This window comes from Bacillus sp. M6-12, from assembly GCF_002860285.1.
Classification (GTDB): domain Bacteria; phylum Bacillota; class Bacilli; order Bacillales; family DSM-1321; genus Peribacillus.
On sequence record NZ_PGVF01000031.1, the window covers coordinates 153,557 to 172,690 of the forward strand.

At 42.2% G+C, this 19,134-nt stretch carries 14 protein-coding genes and 6 tRNA genes; 3 read left to right on the forward strand and 17 right to left on the reverse strand.

Annotated features, from left to right (window positions below; genetic code table 11):
- Position 1 precedes the first annotated feature (1 nt).
- Positions 2-712, forward strand: coding sequence for a response regulator (locus tag CVD28_RS25915; protein WP_101597552.1), 711 nt, complete (start codon positions 2-4; stop codon positions 710-712).
- 14 nt (positions 713-726) lie between these two features.
- On the opposite strand, the gene CVD28_RS28380 is transcribed toward CVD28_RS25915, so the two are convergent.
- From CVD28_RS28380 to CVD28_RS25940, 6 genes are all read right to left on the reverse strand, one after another.
- Entirely contained in the window at positions 727-870 is a 144-nt protein-coding gene (locus tag CVD28_RS28380) for a hypothetical protein (protein ID WP_180954314.1), read from the reverse strand.
- A gap of 282 nt (positions 871-1,152) precedes the next feature.
- Positions 1,153-2,649 carry an o-succinylbenzoate--CoA ligase gene (locus CVD28_RS25920; protein ID WP_101597553.1) on the reverse strand — a complete coding sequence of 499 codons (1,497 nt, stop codon included), beginning with the start codon at positions 2,647-2,649 and terminating at the stop codon, positions 1,153-1,155.
- Between the two features lie 152 nt (positions 2,650-2,801).
- Entirely contained in the window at positions 2,802-3,620 is an 819-nt protein-coding gene (gene menB, locus CVD28_RS25925; RefSeq protein ID WP_101597554.1) for a 1,4-dihydroxy-2-naphthoyl-CoA synthase, read from the reverse strand.
- Complete coding sequence (gene menH / locus CVD28_RS25930; RefSeq protein ID WP_101597555.1) at positions 3,610-4,443, reverse strand: 2-succinyl-6-hydroxy-2,4-cyclohexadiene-1-carboxylate synthase; 834 nt, start codon at positions 4,441-4,443, stop codon at positions 3,610-3,612. The genes menB and menH overlap by 11 nt, the downstream gene beginning before the upstream one ends.
- Positions 4,427-6,196, reverse strand: a complete 1,770-nt coding sequence (gene menD / locus CVD28_RS25935; RefSeq protein WP_101597556.1) for a 2-succinyl-5-enolpyruvyl-6-hydroxy-3-cyclohexene-1-carboxylic-acid synthase — start codon at positions 6,194-6,196, stop codon at positions 4,427-4,429. The genes menH and menD overlap by 17 nt, the downstream gene beginning before the upstream one ends.
- Complete coding sequence (locus tag CVD28_RS25940) at positions 6,189-7,598, reverse strand: isochorismate synthase (protein ID WP_101597557.1); 1,410 nt, start codon at positions 7,596-7,598, stop codon at positions 6,189-6,191. Before CVD28_RS25940 ends, menD begins: the two co-directional genes overlap by 8 nt.
- 314 nt (positions 7,599-7,912) lie before the next feature.
- Here CVD28_RS25940 and CVD28_RS25945 point away from each other — a divergent pair, with 314 nt between their 5' ends.
- Positions 7,913-8,851 (forward strand): 1,4-dihydroxy-2-naphthoate polyprenyltransferase, encoded by a 939-nt coding sequence (locus CVD28_RS25945; protein WP_101597558.1) that lies wholly within the window; start codon positions 7,913-7,915, stop codon positions 8,849-8,851.
- 241 nt (positions 8,852-9,092) lie between these two features.
- Positions 9,093-9,839, forward strand: coding sequence for a TraR/DksA C4-type zinc finger protein (locus tag CVD28_RS25950; RefSeq protein ID WP_101597559.1), 747 nt, complete (start codon positions 9,093-9,095; stop codon positions 9,837-9,839).
- A gap of 214 nt (positions 9,840-10,053) precedes the next feature.
- Here CVD28_RS25950 and CVD28_RS25955 read toward each other — a convergent pair whose 3' ends face one another.
- The 11 genes from CVD28_RS25955 to CVD28_RS26005 all read right to left on the reverse strand — a co-directional run bounded on the left by CVD28_RS25955 (position 10,054) and on the right by CVD28_RS26005 (position 19,096).
- Positions 10,054-12,465 carry a glycogen/starch/alpha-glucan phosphorylase gene (locus tag CVD28_RS25955; RefSeq protein ID WP_101597560.1) on the reverse strand — a complete coding sequence of 804 codons (2,412 nt, stop codon included), beginning with the start codon at positions 12,463-12,465 and terminating at the stop codon, positions 10,054-10,056.
- On the reverse strand, positions 12,455-13,909 hold the full coding sequence (glgA, locus tag CVD28_RS25960) for a glycogen synthase GlgA (protein WP_101597561.1): 1,455 nt from the start codon (positions 13,907-13,909) through the stop codon (positions 12,455-12,457). The genes CVD28_RS25955 and glgA overlap by 11 nt, the downstream gene beginning before the upstream one ends.
- Complete coding sequence (locus CVD28_RS25965; protein ID WP_101597562.1) at positions 13,906-14,940, reverse strand: sugar phosphate nucleotidyltransferase; 1,035 nt, start codon at positions 14,938-14,940, stop codon at positions 13,906-13,908. Before CVD28_RS25965 ends, glgA begins: the two co-directional genes overlap by 4 nt.
- A 43-nt stretch (positions 14,941-14,983) precedes the next feature.
- A complete protein-coding gene (locus tag CVD28_RS25970; RefSeq protein WP_101597563.1) occupies positions 14,984-16,135 on the reverse strand; it encodes a glucose-1-phosphate adenylyltransferase in 1,152 nt (383 codons plus the stop codon).
- Positions 16,077-18,014, reverse strand: coding sequence for a 1,4-alpha-glucan branching enzyme (glgB, locus tag CVD28_RS25975; protein WP_101597564.1), 1,938 nt, complete (start codon positions 18,012-18,014; stop codon positions 16,077-16,079). Before glgB ends, CVD28_RS25970 begins: the two co-directional genes overlap by 59 nt.
- A 439-nt stretch (positions 18,015-18,453) precedes the next feature.
- Positions 18,454-18,525: transfer RNA gene (locus tag CVD28_RS25980), tRNA-Glu, on the reverse strand.
- Positions 18,526-18,528: 3 nt separating this feature from the next.
- Positions 18,529-18,619 (reverse strand) — tRNA-Ser (locus CVD28_RS25985).
- A 3-nt stretch (positions 18,620-18,622) separates the two neighbouring features.
- Positions 18,623-18,697, reverse strand: a tRNA-Asn gene (locus CVD28_RS25990).
- 155 nt (positions 18,698-18,852) lie between these two features.
- Positions 18,853-18,929: transfer RNA gene (locus tag CVD28_RS25995), tRNA-Ile, on the reverse strand.
- Positions 18,930-18,934: 5 nt separating this feature from the next.
- A tRNA-Gly gene (locus tag CVD28_RS26000) sits at positions 18,935-19,008 on the reverse strand.
- Between the two features lie 12 nt (positions 19,009-19,020).
- Positions 19,021-19,096 (reverse strand) — tRNA-His (locus CVD28_RS26005).
- Positions 19,097-19,134: the final 38 nt, after the last annotated feature.

Genomic DNA, 19,134 nt, shown 5'->3' on the forward strand with positions numbered 1-19,134 from the left:
CATGGATGATAAATATATTAAAGTGCTGCTGATAGAAGATGATCCTATGGTACAAGAAGTGAACAGGCAGTTTATTGAACGCCTTGATAATTTCAGGATCATTGCAACTGCATCAAATGGTGAAGATGGAATCAGAAAAATCAGAACACTATCCCCCGATCTTGTCATTCTGGATGTTTTCATGCCCTTAAAGGACGGGATTACAACTCTATATGAAATAAGGAAGGAACAACTTGATGTAGATGTAATAGTTGTTTCTGCTGCTAACGACCAGCATACGATAAGGAAAATGATCCAGAACGGAGCTTTCGACTATATCATTAAGCCTTTTAAATTTGAAAGACTTAAGAAAATACTTAAAAAGTATTACCTGTTTAGGACTCAAATTGCCATGGATGCACTCATGTCCCAAAATCAGCTTGACCAAGTGCGGTTCCAAAACGGTAATTCTTCCGTACTTGTTGAAAAAGGGGTACAGGAAACTTTGCCAAAGGGACTCAACGAAGCAACCTTAAAGCAGATCTATGAGTTCCTTACTAAACAGGATAGCGCACTCTCTGCTGAAGAAGTAGCGGATGGTATTGGAATTGCAAGAGTAACGGCAAGAAGATATTTAGATTATTTAAAGGAAACCGGCACCTTGGAACTGGACATGCAATATGGAGGCATCGGTCGCCCCGTCAATAAATATATATTGAAATATATTCGATAAGGTTTTTAACGGAACTAAGATTCCGTACTGTTCTTTTTTTTCATGAGCTTTGAAAGTTCGTCATCACAAAAATTAGTAATTTCTTTAATAACAATAGCAGGCATTCCTCTATCAATTAAAATCTCCGCTATAAGATAAGGTTTGTCAGTACCATTCATATCGATTCCCTGCCTTACTTATAAGATTTTTTTATCCTTAGCAGCATTATATAGGAAAAGGCATAAAAGAAAAAATTGGCAAAATGCCTATTTTTAAAAAAATGTAATCAGAAATCGATTTTTTTCTCTCTGTACAAAGAGAATTTGAGGAATTTTTTTCTCTCAAAAATAGTTTTTAGCGGACTTCATCTGTACTTGTGAAAAAATTTATACTTTCTTGTCTTTTTAAAAGAGCCCTGCATTCAAGCAGGACTCTTTAGTATGCAGTGAGTTAACGCTGCATTATAAAATATCTCTCAGTCTGTTTTTCAATTCCCGCCGGAGCAGTTTATTTGAAGAATTGCGCGGCAGCTGATTGCAAAACAAAATTCTCTTTGGCACCTTATACGGAGCCAAAAGTTCACGGCAATGCAAAAGAGCTTCCTCCTCATGAAGAGATGCTCCAGGTTTTAATACAACAAATGCTACTGGAACCTTCCCCCATTTTTCATCTTCCATTCCGGTAACACCTGCTTCGAAAATAGCAGGATGCTTTGCAAGTACCGCCTCAATTTCAGCGGGATACACATTTTCTCCGCCAGAAATTATTAAATCGGAACGCCTGTCCACTACAAATAAAAATCCTTCGTCATCCAGGTACCCAATATCTCCCGTAAAGAGCCACCCATTTTTTATCGTTTGTACTGTTTCTTCTTTACGGTTTAAATATCCGCGTGTTACATTTGGTCCAGCTACGACAATTTCACCCGCTTCTCCTGCAAATGCCTCTCTGCCGTCTAGCTCAATTTTAAGCTGTGATGGAAACAATGGCTTTCCGGCCGATCCAATTTTTTCTATACTATATTCCGGTGCCAGGGTTACGATTTGGGATGATGTTTCCGTCATGCCATATGTTTGATATACTGGAATCCCTTTTTGCACACACTGTTCAAGTAAATGAAGCGGGGCCGGGCCGCCGCCAAGAAGCATGCACCTAAAGCTTTCAGGGTAGTTGTCATCCTTAAGTCCGGCTGCCATCCTATTCAGCATCGCCGTCACTACAGAAACAATCGTCACCCCCCGTTCCTTAATGGCCCGATTTACTTCCTGCTCATTAAAGCTATCAAACAGTACCACCCTTATCCCATAAATCACGCTTCTCATTAGAATTGAAAAGCCGCTAATATGAAAAATGGGAACAGTGCACAGCCAGCAATCATCTTCCCGCAACCCTAAATTCAACAAAGATCCAACAGCGCTCCACCAATGATTCCCATACGTTTGTATGACACCCTTTGGATTTCCGCTTGTTCCCGATGTATACATAATTGTTGCGGTATCCTGCATAAGAAACTCTTCTTGAAGTTGGAAACTTGCCTTGCTTTCCAAATACTTTAACTCTTCCTTGAAGAAAATAGGAACGTCAGGGATTTCTTCTTTAAAATCTTCTGCTTTTGAAGTAAACGCCTCTTCTGTAATAATCCATCGGGCCTGTGAATCCCTGATTTGCCACGTCAGCTCTTTATTTGTGAGACGGCTGTTCAGCATTACAATTTCAAGCCCGGCATAAAAGGAAGCATGGATGATTATTACACTTTCAGGATGGTTCCCGGCCAGAAGGGCTACCCTGTCTCCCTTTTTCATTCCCAAGCTGGAAAGGGTCTCTGCTGTTTGAGAGACGGTTAGATGTAATTCTCTAAACGTAACTGCTTTTTCCTTAAATTCCAGGGCAATCCGGTCGGGAGTAATCTCTGCTCTTTTTTTGAGCCAATTCGGCAATTTTTCCTGATTAAAATCCATAAAACCGCTCCAATCACCAATTATAAGAAAACAGCTTAACGAGCGGTGTCGTCAAGCTGTCTGTCGCTTAATATAAGTTAGCCTATTCTTCGGAAGCAGCTAAAGATGCAAAATTAAGCAATCTATCCTTCCGGAGAACCGCTTCTTTTTCATCAAGGAAAACGAGGGAACTGGCCAAAGTCAGGCTTGCGCTTTTCCTTGAAGGCATCACGGCCTTCTTTTGCTTCATCTGTTGTATAGTAGAGCAGCGTTGCATCTCCGGCAAATTGCTGAATACCGGCAAGTCCGTCTGTATCAGCGTTAAATGCAGCCTTCAAAAAACGGAGAGCAGTCGGGCTTTTCTCCAGCATTTCCTCGCACCATTTTACAGTTTCTTCTTCCAGCTGTTCAAGAGGAACAACTGTATTAACAAGGCCCATGTCCAGGGCTTCCTGTGCACTGTATTGACGGCACAGATACCAGATTTCACGTGCTTTTTTGTGTCCCACAATACGTGCAAGATAACCGGAACCATATCCTGCATCAAAGCTTCCTACCTTTGGTCCAGTCTGACCAAATACTGCATTGTCTGCAGCAATTGTCAGATCACAAACTATATGCAGCACGTGGCCTCCTCCGATTGCATATCCTGCTACCATGGCTACAACAGGTTTAGGGATAACACGGATTAGGCGCTGTAAATCCAGAACATTCAGCCGCGGGATTTCGTCTTCGCCTACATACCCTCCATGGCCGCGGACACTTTGGTCACCGCCAGAGCAAAATGCTCTGCCGCCTTCTCCAGTCAGGATGATAACACCTACGCTTGCATCATCTCTTGCTCTTGAAAATGCATCGATCAATTCCATTACCGTCTTTGGACGGAATGCATTATGTACTTGCGGGCGATTAATGGAGATTCTTGCAATTCCATTGTAATTTTGATAAAGAATGTCTTCATATTCGCGAACTGTTGACCATTCAATTGCCATGTTTTCTCCTCCTTATGTGTTTTAACAAAAACTCACTTATTATTTTACCAAACTTTTCGGGTTCTTCCACATGTAACGCATGTCCTGCATCATAAAAAATTTGCCGCTCACAGTCCGGCAAAATTTTCTGCATGGCGGAAGCGATGCTGGAAAACTTTTTATCAGCTTCCCCTGTTATCAGCAAAACAGGCTTTTCAAGTTCCGCTAAATGGTCCCACCACGAAGTTTGGCTCCCCGTCCCCATCCCCAGGAGGCTATTTGATAGGCCAATAACAGAGTTTTGAAGCCTGCCCTTTCTGATTAACTGTCTTCTATGTTTGGGCAAAAGCTTTTGCGATGCAAATAAAGGAATGTTTTCCCAATAATCAACGAAATCCTCAATGCCACCCGTTTTGATTTTTGCAGCCAAATTACTGTCTTGAAGTCTTCTTGCTTCCCTCTCCTCAGAGGTTCTCAACCCTGGTGTGGAACTCTCAAGCAGCAGCGTTCTAACCATTTCCGGATAAATACATGCAAAAGTGAGTGCCAGCCTGCCTCCCATCGAATATCCAAGCAAGTGTACCGATTTATATCCAAGGTCATTAATGATATTCCGCAAATCCTCTGCCGCCTTTTCAATTCGATAGCGATCGGGGTTCGCCGGGGAATCTGTATCCCCATGCCCGATTATATCAACCATTATCAGCTGGAATTGACTGCTAACTTCACCGATTAAAAAATCCCAGGCGGCAGATGATCCAGTAAAGCCGTGAAGCAATAGCAGCGGCTCTCCCTCTCCATGTACATGAACTGAATAAGCGACACCATTACTGATTATTTTCATTATTTTCCTCGATTAATGCATTGATTATTTCCTGGGAAACATAATTCCACAATTCTCGATGTTTTAGTACATTGCTTTCCCGATCAGTTGGGATTTCAATCACCTTGAGCCCATCAAGATTTACTGATTTTGACAGATTGTCCCTAAATTCATCCCAAGTTTCAACTCTTGAATAAGTTCCCCCATATAAATGAACGGCATGAGAAAAATCAAGCCCGTGAGGTGTTCCAAACAGGACCTCAAAATGCTCTTTTTCAGCATACTGAGGAAGGAATGAGAATATCCCTCCACCGTCGTTATTGACCAACAATATTGTTAGATTTAGCTTATGCTGCTTTGCAGCAAGCAAGCCATTCATATCATGAAAGAAACTCAGGTCGCCAACTACCAGGACTGTAGGCAGAGAAACAGTGCTAACGCCCAGTGCAGTAGATATAATTCCGTCAATTCCATTGACGCCGCGGTTAGCAAAAATCCTGACTTCTTTCTCATTTTTGGTGAAAAAGGTATCAAGATCCCTGATCGGCATACTATTGCTGACAAACAGGTTTGTTTTTTCAGGAAGGTAATCCTGCAGAAGGGAAAATAACTTGCCCTCATTTAATTCCGTATCATCACGTACTGACATCAAAGCAGATACTGCTTTGATGTTAATTTTTTTCCACAGGTTAGTCCATCCGTTTGAGTCCTTTTCATTTAGCCGTGAGAGCATTTCGGTACAAAATAGCGTCTCATTACAATAAATCATCTGTGCCGTAATGCCTGCAGGCTCCCTCCAGCCTCCTCCACTATCCACAACAATATGGCGGGCTTCGGGTTGTCGCTTCAAGAATTGTGTCAAAGCCTTTGAAACAGGCATGGCACCGAATCTGATAATAACATCTGGGTTCAGCTGCTCAGCTACTTGATCAAATCTGAGAAACGTATCGTAGGCATCTATGATCAAATCAGAACTATGGGCACCGCTGCGCAGCTGGGAAAGCGGGTCAGCCAATACAGGAAAACCTGATTTTTCGGCAAATGAGACAACTGCTTCCCGGAAGCCCGGGTTCTTAATATCTCCACAGACAATTAAACCTCTTTTGGAAGCGGAAAGATGCTTAGCTATCCGGTCAAAATGGTCCTGGGAGAGTGAAACATAACCACTTTGGAAATTGCTGTCTGTTTGGTTCTCCCTGCGTCCGTTGCTGAAATAATTATGCTGCTTTAGTACAGGGACAAGCGGCTCTCTCAGCGGGAAATTAAGATGCACAGGACCTGCAGGATCGTTGGCTGATGTCGCAGCAGCCCTTGCACAGACATTCCGGACATATGTTATCATGCTCTGGCTGCTTTCAGGCAAAGCCATTTCGGCAAACCATTTCACATGCTTTCCGTATAAGTGAATTTGATCAATAGCTTGAGGCGCTCCCACATCCCTGAGTTCATGCGGCCTGTCAGCTGTAAGAACAACTAATGGCACTCTCGAATAATATGCTTCAACAATCGCGGGATAAAAGTTGGCAGCTGCCGTTCCTGATGTACAGAGAATCGCAACTGGCTTACCTAGAGCTTTGGCCATTCCAAGGGCGAAAAAAGCCGCAGATCGTTCATCCACATTGATATGCACCTTAATATCAGGGTGCTCTGAAAGCAAAAGGGCTAGCGGGGTTGACCGCGAACCCGGGCAAACAACAGCATGTTCAATTTGATTTATAGAAAGCTCATCAACAAAGGCCGAAAGATACGCGGTCATTGTTTCCCGTTCATTCATTTCTAAGACCCCCTAATGCGCTTAACATGGGTTTAAATTTAATTTGCGTCTCTTTGTATTCGCTTTCAGGGTTGGAGTTTTCTACAATTCCACAACCGGCAAACAATGAGGCATTCTTACCCTGAATCAGAGCGGAACGAATACCAACAGCAAATTCTCCGTTTCCATATCCATCGGTCCAGCCGATTGGGGCAGCATAAAAACCGCGCTCCAGCAATTCTGCTTCACGGATTATGACCACTGCTTTATCCTTCGGGAGCCCGCCAAGAGCCGGAGTTGGATGAAGCTTTTCAATCATCTTAAAAATAGATGCTTCTTTTTTTCCAATTCCGGAAACAGGTGTATATAGGTGCTGAATATGGCGCAGCTTTAAAAGCTTCGGTTTTTCAGGGACCGTAATCTCGTTACATAAGGAACCCAGTGCGTCAGCTATCATTGATACAACGTATTGATGCTCCATTAAATTCTTTTCATCAGCAAGAAGTTCTTCCCCCAGCTGTTCGTCTTCCATACTTGTTTTTCCGCGGGCAATGGAACCTGCCAGACAAGTTGAGAAAATTTCATTTCCTGTCTTCTTTACCAAGCGTTCCGGAGTTGCTCCCAAGAAGCAGTCACTTCCGGATTCCAGGCAGAATATAAAGCTTTCCGGCTGTTCATCCATTATTGTTTTTAAAACAACTTCTGAGCTGACTGAGTTTGAGAAAGTTAATCTCATTTCCCTGGCAAGCACCACTTTGTCTAGTTCAGTTGTTTTGATTTCTTCAATGGAATTTGCAACGGCCTGCTTCCATTGCTCTGTCTCCACTTCTTCTGCATCTGTAATTTCGGGCTCTGCCTCAGCAACAGAATAGAAATTTTCTTTCAGCAGAAGCTCACGCTCGCGAAGCAATTTTATATATAAATCGGCCCGATCCTCAGGACAGCAAATCACATTAGTCGTTAAGTAAGTTTCCCCGTTGGTCACTGTAACCATGAATTTTGGAAGATAAAATAGATTATCCCCAAATTGGTCCCAAAGAGCTGACGAGCTTTTTTCGGGATCAAATGAATAACCGCCGAACAGTAATGGCCCAGTGGCAGCAATATTCAGGATGCCGGATTTTACGCCATCTTGAATACGCCCATTCCATAGGTTTTCAATATTTTCATAACGGGAGCTATCAGGGTTTGCTTGAATCGTCTCAATCTTCCCTACACCCGCCAAAGTCAGATCTTTATTGGGATCCTGCCAGAAAAAGCGTTCCCCCGCAAACATGTCTTTGCCAGCATGGTAAAATGATAGGGGGGCGATTGGAGCGATTCTTAATACTTCACTGAACAGTATCTTTTTGTTTATTCTTGCAGCTTTTTGCAAGGCTTTATTTAAGCCTTCAGCAAGCTCAGTTTCATATGAAATAGCCAAAAAAATCCCCCCTTATTTTTGCAAACTAATATCTCTGTTTAAACCTATTTAAAGATACACCCCCATTTGCAGGTATGTCAATCTTTGCGGGCCTATTTCCCATTGATTTTACCCCTTCTTTTCCTTATTATATATCTTGGTCCCTATCCATTGATTTTTCCTTTTTTATGGTGAGTGTAACATCTAAAAAGTCATTGACACCCAGTAATCGTTTTTCTACACTTAATAGTGGTAAGTTTTTATTACATTCCAGGTCAGCAAGTCCTTTCTGGTCACTTGCTCCCGGGCAAAATATACTTCAAGGGAGATACTATATGCAACCTCGTTTTGATATAAATTCCGCTCCGCTTGCAGACAACAATAAACGGAGCTGGAGGGTCTGGTATCAGCTTTTGCGGCCCCATACTCTAACAGCGGGATTTGTTCCTGTTCTCATTGGGACAGCCCTTGCCATGCAGTCTTATGATATCCACTTTTTATTATTCCTTGCCATGCTTTTTGCCAGCCTGCTCATTCAGGCGGCCACAAATATGTTCAATGAGTATTACGACTTTAAGCGCGGTCTTGATACCGAAAATTCTGTTGGAATCGGAGGGGCCATTGTCCGTGAAGGAATTACACCCAAAACAGTTATGACATTGGCCCTTGCCTTTTATGGAACTGCCCTTTTGCTTGGTGTCTATATTTGTATGGAGACATCCTGGTGGCTTGCAGCAATCGGCTCTATCTGTATGACCATTGGATATTTCTATACAGGAGGGCCGGTTCCGATCGCATACACTCCTTTCGGTGAACTTATGGCAGGATTTTTTATGGGTGTTCTGATCATCCTGATCTCATTCTATATCCAGGCTGGATATGTATCCAGTACTGCTGTTTTAGTTTCTATACCAGTAGCCATACTTGTAGGAGCGATCATGCTCGCGAACAATATAAGAGACCTTGATGGAGATAAAGAAAATGGCAGAAAAACATTGGCTATTCTTTTTGGACATGAGAAAGCAATATACCTTTTGGCTGGAATGTTTATAGTTTCGTACTTATGGGTTGTTGGCATGGTGGCTGCAGGTCTTGTATCCCCATTCCTGTTAATTGTGTTTTTAAGCGTACCTAAAGCCGTGAAAGCTACTAAAGGCTTTATCGGAAAAACAATGCCTAATCAAATGATGCCGGCGATGAAGGCAACCGCACAGACAAACACTGTCTTTGGTTTCCTTCTCTCCATTGGCCTGTTTATCAGTTATTTCATCTAAAAGCTGCTCCCAATTCCCTTCTATGGTTTTTTCATGAATAGAAGCTCTATACGCCCGTAAAAAACCTTGCCATGAAAGTATGGCAAGGTTTTTTCATGTGCAGACCTGCTTTGGTTTTGTCACTGGCTGTTTTTACTTGTTTCCCTGTTTCTTTTTGCGGGTAATGTTACAGCATAACCGCAAATTTAAATGTGCTAAGAAAAATCTATAACTTTATATATTAAGAAATGAGGGAGAAAAAATGCCAACAAAAGAGGAAATCCAAACTATAAAAAAAGAACTGCTTTCGCAAAAGGAAGAATTGGAGATGATAAGAAAAGAGCGCCAATTCGATGAAAAGGAAACCGATTCAGTAGGTGAACTTACCTCTTTAGACAACCATCCAGCTGATCTTGGTACAGAGCTTACTGAAAGGGAAATAGACCTTGCTCTTAACAACCATGCTGAAAGTGGGCTTGCTAAAGTACATCTGGCACTAGAGGCAATCGAGGAGGGGACTTATGGTATATGCCGCGAATGCGGGAAGGAGATACCGTTTGAACGCCTGGAGATTATCCCAACCGCTTTACACTGTGTCGATCATACTCCTGAGCGGATCCCTCCTGCTTCAGGCCGTCCTGTCGAGGAGGAGGGATTAGAACCACCTCACCTCGATTCATTTGAGCGCAGGAGAGATTCAGACATCGTTGATAGTAAAGATAGCTTTGCTGAAGTTGCCCGATATGGGACTTCTGAAACCCCAGGAGATTATGTAGCCGATCTCGACAGCTATGATCATATTTACAATAAAGACGAAGATGATAACCATGATGGCTATACGGAATCGATAGAAAGCTTTATTGGAACCGATATTAAAGGCAACGGCAGAAGCATGTACCCTTCAGAGCGCAAGGATGAATACAAACAAGAATTAGATGACGAGAATCTTGAAGCCCCGTTCGGCAATGTGCCATATAAAAAGTCTGATGGTTATGTCGATAAAAAGTAGTTTATAGACCCCTTTTACTCTCAGACTTTAGCTGGAAATACGGATAAATAATTAGCATATGCTAATACAATAGATGCGGTGTTGAGCGAAACTTTCTAAGAGATTTTAAATTTTTTATTTAATTAATTTTACGACGAACTATCGGCGCAGCCCCCTTTTTCTTCAGAAAAATAAACCCTTACGCATTTGGTAAGGGTTTTAGTTTTGAAACGATTTATTTATAAGAAGTCAATTTTACTTTTTGGATATTCCATATTTCCTCAGCATATTCCTGAATCGTCCGATCGCTTGAAAAATACCCAGACTGGGCGATATTAACAATGCTCATTTTCATCCACCTGTCCCTATCTACGAAGGCTTCCGCTACTTTTTCATGAGCCTCGGCATAAGATGCAAAGTCACGAAGGACAAAGTACTGGTCATTCTCAACCAATAAGGAATCATTAATAGCTTCAAACTGGCCGAATGCATCAGGAAAGAATCCATTTACTAATTGATCAATGACTTGTCTAATACGTTTATCATGATGGTAATACTCTCTTGCCCTGTAATCACCATTTAGATAATAACGAAGCACTTCTTCAGCCTTCAGCCCGAAGATAAACATATTTTCATCGCCGACCCGTTCCAGAATTTCAACATTTGCTCCATCCAAGGTTCCCAAAGTAATGGCACCATTCATCATAAACTTCATATTTCCAGTACCTGAGGCCTCTTTACCTGCAGTAGAAATCTGCTCGCTGACATCGGTGGCCGGAAATACCTGTTCAGCAAGAGAAACGCGATAATTCTCCAAAAAGACAACCTGAACATATTTGTTGACTTTTGGATCATTGTTAACCAATTCTGCCGTAGCATTTATAAGTTTAATAATTTTTTTCGCGTAATAATAACCCGGTGAAGCCTTCGCTCCAAAGATAAACGTTCTCGGATACGGCTGAAAGCTGCTGTCCTCTTTTATCCTGTTGTATAAATGGATTATATGCAGCACATTTAGCAGCTGTCGTTTATAAGCATGCAGCCGTTTAACCTGCACATCAAAAATCGAATCCAGGTTAACTTTTAATCCGGATTGCAGTTCAATCCGCTTAGCAAGGGTCTCCTTTTTTTGCTGCTTTATATCTTTTAGCTTACCGGCAAAAGATTTATCATCCTTAAAGGCCTCCAGCTCACTCAGCAATATTGGGTTTTTAATCCAATCCTCGCCGATGGACTCATTAATCAGCCCTGTGAGTTCCGGATTGGACTTAAGCAGCCATCTGCGATGGGTGATACCATTTGTTTTATTGTTGAACTTCTCAGGAAAGACCTCAAAGAATTGGTTCATTTCCCTGGTTTTTAATATTTCGGTATGAAGTTCAGCCACTCCGTTTACACTAAAACTTCCGGCAATAGCAATATGAGCCATCTTGATTTGATCATGGGCAATGATCGCCATTTCCTCAATCCGGTTCCAATCCCCCGGATATTCTTCCCAAAGCTGCCGGCAGAAACGTTCGTTTATTTCTTCTACAATCATGTAAATCCTCGGCAAAAGCGGTTTGAATATCCGAATCGGCCACTTTTCAAGCGCTTCCGATAATGTCGTATGATTCGTATAGGATATTGTCCTTACGGTAATATCCCAGGCTTCTTCCCAGCCCAGTTTTTCTTCATCAATTAATATTCTCATTAATTCAGGGATGGCGAGGACAGGGTGGGTATCATTAATATGTATCCCAATTTTTTCAGGAAGATCCTGAATTCGGGGAAACTTCTTTTTAACTGACCTGATTATGGAATGCAGGCTTGCCGAAACAAGGAAGTACTGCTGCTTCAAACGAAGGATTTTCCCTTCATCATGCGTGTCGTCCGGATAAAGAAACTCACTGACAGCTTCTGTCTCCTTCTTATACTGAAGTACATCCTTATGAATCGGGAAAGGTGAGGGTTCTGCACTCCAAAGCCTTAACGTATTGACTGTTTCTGTATGATAGCCGACAACAGGCATATCGTAAGGGACAGCCATAACCGTTACGGCTTCCACATGGCGAAAGTTAAGCCGGCCATTATTCATATACGCTTCTACCTTCCCCCAGAATGGGACCTCAACAGCTAAATCAGACTTTCTAACCTCCCAAACATGCCCATGCCGCAGCCACTGCTCAGGGAGTTCAACCTGAAAGCCATCAACGATCTTTTGTTCAAACAAACCATGCTTATAGCGTATGCCGCTTCCATGCCCTGGCAGATTAAGAGAAGCGAGTGAATCCAGGAAGCAAGCAGCAAGCCGTCCAAGGCCCCCATTCCCGAGCCCTGCATCTGATTCTACTTCTTCAATTTCGTCCAATGAAATCCCCAGCTCTTCTAACCCTTCCTTTACAACCCCGGTTATTCGAAGATTCAATAGATTGCTGCTGAGCAGTCTTCCCAGCAGAAATTCAATTGAAAAATAATAGATTTGCTTCGTTTTAGAAGAACGGTATAATTCGTTTGTTTTTATCCAATTTTCGCTTATATATTCCCTGACCATCTGGCCGAGAGTCTGAAACTGGTCTTCCTTGGAGGTTTCCTCGAAGCTTTTTCCATACGTCATCTCCAGCTTTTTAATAAAAGATTGTTTAAATTCTTCTTTATTAGAAAACATGGCTTTCACTCCTGCTTCCCAGGCCAGCATACAGGGAATTGTATTTAAAAGCAGACTGCGCCCAGCTATTATCCTGTTCCATTGCCCGCTTCAAAAGTGTTTTCCAAATGGTTTTATTATGATAATAATGAATCGCTCTCCGAATCGTAAAAAGCATATCATGAGCATTAAAATTCGTGAATGAAAATCCGTTTCCTTCCCCTGTATCCTCACGGAAGGCAGTGACTGTATCATTAAGTCCGCCAGTTTCCCTTACAACCGGAATAGCGCCGTAGCGCATGGCTATTAACTGTCCCAAACCGCAGGGTTCAAACTGGGAAGGCATTAAAAACAAGTCTGCTCCTGCGTAAATTTTATGGGCCAAGCGTTCATCGAATCCAATTTGCACTCTCAGCTTCTCAGGGTACTGGGCAGCCATCTCACGAAAGAAATTTTCAAACTCCCTGTCCCCTGTCCCAAGGACAATCATCTGTATGTCTTCCTCCATTATTTCGTGCAATACCGCTTGAACCAGATCAAGGCCTTTTTGCTTTGTTAATCTTGTCACCATTGCAATTAGTGGTTTATTAGCTATTTCGGGGAGACCAAAATGTTTTTGGATAGCTGCTTTATTCTTTGCTTTTCCTGCCGGCTTTTGAGAACTGAAGTTTGCTGCTAGGAACGAGTCTTTTTCAGGATTGTACACCTCATCGTCAATTCCATTGAGAATCCCTGTAAGGTCTTTTTTTCGATACCGAAGCAGACTATCCAGCCTCTCTCCGAAATACGGGGTTTGTATTTCAGACGTATAGGTAGGGCTGACTGTTGTGATAAAATCGGAAGCAACTAACGCAGCTTTCATAAAATTGACATTACCATAGAACTCGAGCTGTTCCGGATGAAAGTAATAATCACTGACGCCAAGCACTTCACCAAGAATTTCACGAGGAAAAATCCCTTGGAATTGCAGATTATGAATTGTAAAAACATTTTTGATATGGCCATAACCCGCTCGCCGCTGGTACTCAGTTTTATATAAAAACGGTATCATGCCTGTGTGCCAGTCGTGGCAATGCAAAACATCAGGAATAAAATTAACCTTCTCCAGCATTTCGAGCACAGCCCTGCAAAAAAAGGAGAACCTTTCTCCATCGTCATAATGTCCATACAGGCTGCTGCCTCTTTTAAAATAATATTCATTATCGATAAAATAATAGATTAAGCCATCACTCTCAAGCACTTCAATCCCGCAGTACTGCGATCTCCATCCGACCTGAACGGTATACTCTGCCTTTTTTTCCATTTCAGAACGAAAATGTTCAGGGATGGAGCCATATTTAGGCATTACGACCCTAACATCGGTCCCCTGCTTCTTCAGTTCTTTTGGCAGTGAACCCGCTACATCAGCAAGGCCTCCTGACTTCTCAAAGGGAACGCATTCTGAAACGACAAACAATACTTTCACGACTGCATCAACTCTCCCTGCACGACTCCCTTTTTTATTACAATCGGACTGGTATATGCTTCAGAAACGAGCACCGTATTATCCGTAATTTTCACGTCTTTATCAAGGATTACCGAATCAAGCTGACAATTTTCTCCTATAACTGACTTTTGCATGATGATACAGTTCTTTATGACAGTGCCTTTTCCGATTTTTACTGATCTGGAAATGATGCTGTTTTCCACATGTCCCTCAATCACGCAGCCGTTCGCAATCATGGAGTTCTTTACAGTAGCTCCTTTTTTATAATTGGTTGGCGGCTCATCCTTCACTTTAGTGAAAATCGGATTATCCTTTCTGAAGAGGTCATGCCATTTGCTTTGATTTAAAAGCTCCATACTCGACTTAAAATACTTTTCAATAGAATCGATCTGCGCTGCATATCCTGTGTATTCATAGGTACAGAAAGTGTAACGGGGATCCCCGCTCTCTATGACGTCTTTGATGCTGCGATAACCCGTATTATCTTTATCCTTTACCAGGTCAATAAGAAGATCCTTTTTCAATAAATAGATTTCCATCGGCTGGCCCATCTGATGAATTTCTGTAATGTCGCAGCTATTCTGAATATGCCTCTCAAGGGCTGCCTTGAAATCCATATTCAGCACGGAATAACAGTTTGCTACTAAAGCATACTCTTCTCTGCTACGGTTAAAATAGCTCATATGGCTGTCAAAATGGTGAAATGATCCGACCATTTCTTCAGGTAAGTCCAGGACCGGAGCCGGGAAAAAGAAAAGCCCATCCCGCTTTCGGTTTAAATCCCAATTCTTTCCTGACCCTAAGTGATCCATAAGAGACCGGTAATTGTGTTTAGGGAAAACTCCCACACTAGAGATGCCTGAGTTAACCATGCTTGAAAGAACGAAATCGATCAGCCGGTACCTCCCACCAAACGGAAGAGCAGCAAGTGTCCTATGTTGTATCAAGTCCCTAAGGGGTTCATGAAAGGTTGTAGCATCGATTACTCCTAGCATCCTCTTGTTATTCATGGTTATCTATCTTCCTCTCCGTGATTATCTATATTAACTGTGTTTAATTACTGTTATTTATTAATTGGCAATATTCTTCTGGCCCCAATACGATTTTTTCTTTTCCCTCTTCCGGCCGGATAATCGTTCCTGCAGGTACTCTTGAGTTGGGTGGTATAATGGCACGTTCAATTATGACATTTTCCTCAATAACCGCATCAGACATGATGACTGATTCAGATATTTGTGAATGGCGCCCGACTGTAACGCCCTGGAAAAGCACAGATTTCTCAACCTTCCCTTCCACCATGCACCCTTCATTAATCAGCGACTCTTCAACCTTTGCATAAGGGGCAATATACTGAGGAGGCTGATTTGGATTTACCGAATAGATTCTCCATGAATGGTCGAATAAATCAAGCTCGCATTTCTCATCAAGCAGGTCCATGTTAGCCTCCCAAAGGCTTTCTACCGTTCCTACATCCTTCCAATAACCCTTAAATGGATAGGCCATAAGCTTCTTTTCATCTTCCAGGAGCATCGGGATAATATCCTTTCCAAAATCCCTGCTTGAATCTGGATTTAGTGCATCTTTTTCCAGATATTCCTTTAGAACCTCCCATTTAAAAATATAGATCCCCATTGAGGCCAGGTTGCTCTTTGGCTGTTTAGGCTTCTCGTCAAACTCGATAATTTCCTGATCGCTATTTGTGTTCATAATCCCGAACCGGCTTGCCTCATACCAGGGAACCTCGATAACAGAGATCGTGACATCAGCTTCCTTTTCCTCATGAAAGCTGAGCATTAGATCATAGTCCATTTTATAAATATGGTCTCCTGAAAGAATCAGAACATATTCCGGATTATAGCTTTCAATATAATTCAAATTTTGATAAATGGCGCTCGCTGTTCCTGTATACCACTTAACCTCAGATGACTCTGCATAGGGGGGAAGCACTGTAACTCCTCCATTTTTGCGGTCCAGATCCCATGCGCTGCCAATTCCAATATAAGTATTAAGAACAAGCGGCTGATACTGCGTTAAGACCCCAACAGTATCTATCCCTGAATTCGTGCAATTGCTCAACGTAAAATCAATAATCCTGTATTTCCCTCCAAAAGGTACTGCCGGTTTTGCAAGGTTTTTCGTTAAAGAATTAAGCCTGCTTCCCTTTCCCCCCGCCAATAACATTGCTACGCATTTTGTCTTTACCATTTTGCTCTTGCCCCTTTCTTTTTTGGACTGGCCGAAGAATTGAAATTCCGTATGGCGGTACATTCATTGTTATATAAAAAGGGTTTCCATGATAGACTCCCTCATGGCTCTTTATGACCTTCTTGTTTACGTGTCCGCTGCCCCCGAAATCTGCCCGATCAGAATTTAATACCTCTCTGTATTCTCGTTTCTGTGGAACACCAATCTTATAATCGCTGTATGCATGATTTCTAAAGTTGCATACAATTACAAGGAAATCTTCTTCCTTTTTTCCCCTTCGGATAAACGACAGAACTGATTGCTGATTATTGTGAACATCAATCCATTGAAACCCTGAAGGATCATTGTCCAGCTCATATAAGGCTTTAGATCTTTTATAAAAAAATAACAACTCTTTAGTGTATGCATCCATTTTTTGATGCATTCCATATTCAAGCAAATTCCAGTCAAGCTGTTCTTTATCCTTCCATTCCGCAAATTGGCCGAACTCCCCGCCCATGAACAAGAGCTTCTTTCCGGGATGAGCCATCATATATCCATAAAGAAGGCGCAGCTGTGAAAACTTCTCCTCATATTGGCCCGGCATTTTATCCAGCAGCGATTTCTTGCCATGTACCACTTCATCATGGGAAAGAGGCAAAATAAAGTTTTCCGAAAAAGCATACATTAAAGAAAATGTGAGCTTATGGTGAAGGCTAGAACGCAAGTCAGGAGGGGCCTCCATGTAAGTAAGCACATCATTCATCCATCCCATATTCCATTTATAGTCAAAACCAAGTCCGCCATATCCAGCTCTTGAAGTGACATTTGGCCAGTCAGTTGAATCTTCAGCCATCATTAAAAAATTCGGGTTGTATTGTTTCACAGTTTCATTTAGCTTTTGCAGGAATGAGATAGCATATGGATTTTCGTATCCTCCATCCCCACCTGGCCAAAATATAATATTGGCAACAGCATCAACACGAAAACCATCGATGTGAAAATGCTCAATCCAATACCTTGCATTAGAAATTAGGAAGCTTTGAACTTCTGTTTTCCCGAGGTCAAAATTGGCAGTTCCCCAAACCAAATTTTCCCTATGCTGTTGGTCACGGTATTCATAGAGAGGTTTTCCATCAAACATATACAGCCCGTGTGCGTCCTTACAAAAATGGCCTGGGACCCAATCAAGAATGACGCCGATACCGCTTTGATGGCAGCGGTCTATAAAATACATGAAGTCTTGCGGAGTGCCGTAACGGCTAGTGGGGGCAAAATAGCCTGTCCCTTGGTAACCCCATGAGAGGTCAAATGGGTGTTCTATCAGAGGGAGAATTTCAATAAAGTTAAATCCCCGTTCCTTAACATATGGAATAATTTCATCAGCCATCTCCCGGTAAGAATAAAGAATTCCATCCTTTTTAAGCTTCCATGAACCAAAATGCAATTCGTAAATCGCAATAGGGCTTGAGGATGTTTCAGACTTCTTCTTCCGTTGCCAATGTCTGTCCTGCCACACATAACCATCTAAGGAATGAACAATGGAAGCTGTGTTTGGCCGTAATTCTGCATAGCATGCATAAGGATCTGCTTTAAGAAAAGTCTTTCCATCCTCGGATTCTATTTCATATTTATATAGAGCCCCCGTTGCATTAAAAGGAACAGTTATAAACCAAATACCTTCATTATTAATACGAGTCAAATCATACCCTTCTGGATCCCAAGAATTAAAGCTCCCTGTCAGCCTTATTTTTCTGGCATGCGGGGCCCAGACACAGAATCGGGTATGAACCGTTCCTCCGTTTTCAACCAAGTGGCTGCCAAATAGGTTGTAAGCCTCGTTCAGGTTCCCTTCATGGAAAAGATGTATTTCATAATCTGTAGGAAAACCTTGTACCAATGTGTCCACTCCTGTCTCATCTAATAGGCTTCTATTTTATTTGATTCTCTATTTTTATTATTATTCCTGTATGAATCTTAATAATTTTCTAAAACTTATTCGACAAATTTTTCAAGCACACTCCGAATTTTTCATGTTTTTAAAAAGGTTTCCTCCCATTAAAAGCTATATTTGTATATAAACTCACAGTGTTATTGCTATATGAAAAAAGTAATAACAAGATGCTACAACGAAAACAGACCGATAATTCAACATAATTATATACCCGTTACTTCTTAATCATAAACCCTTACGAAGGAAGGAAATAAGAGAGTTTTGTCGAACTGAGGACTATTTTTAGAAATAGTATGCCAAAGCTAAGTGGGTTTCCTACATTTACAGAAATAAAAAAGAACGCAAAAAAGACTGCATACAAAATGTATACAGTCTTTTTTAATAATGACCCCTACGGGATTCGAACCCGTGTTACCGCCGTGAAAGGGCGGTGTCTTAACCGCTTGACCAAGGGGCCATATGGCGGAGAAGGAGGGATTTGAACCCTCGCGCCGGTTACCCGACCTACACCCTTAGCAGGGGCGCCTCTTCAGCCTCTTGAGTACTTCCCCATATGGCTCCGCAGGTAGGACTCGAACCTACGACCGTTCGGTTAACAGCCGAATGCTCTACCACTGAGCTACTGCGGAACAATAATATAACTTCCTAAACATCTTTTAGCATAGCCGAATGTCCTCATCTCGGTATGCAAAATCAAGATGCGGCTCGATGAGTACAACTCGTAGCAAATCATGGAGGATTCGCTCGTTGCTCTACCACTGAGCTACTGCGGAACAATTGGATATGGTGGGCCTAAATGGACTCGAACCATCGACCTCACGCTTATCAGGCGTGCGCTCTAACCAGCTGAGCTATAGGCCCATAATTGGAGCGGGTGATGGGAATCGAACCCACGACATCAGCTTGGAAGGCTGAGGTTTTACCATTAAACTACACCCGCATAAAGATATAATGGGGCGACTGATGGGAATCGAACCCACGAATGTCGGAACCACAATCCGATGCGTTAACCACTTCGCCACAATCGCCAAACATGCTAATATTAAATGGTGGCTTGGGACGGAAT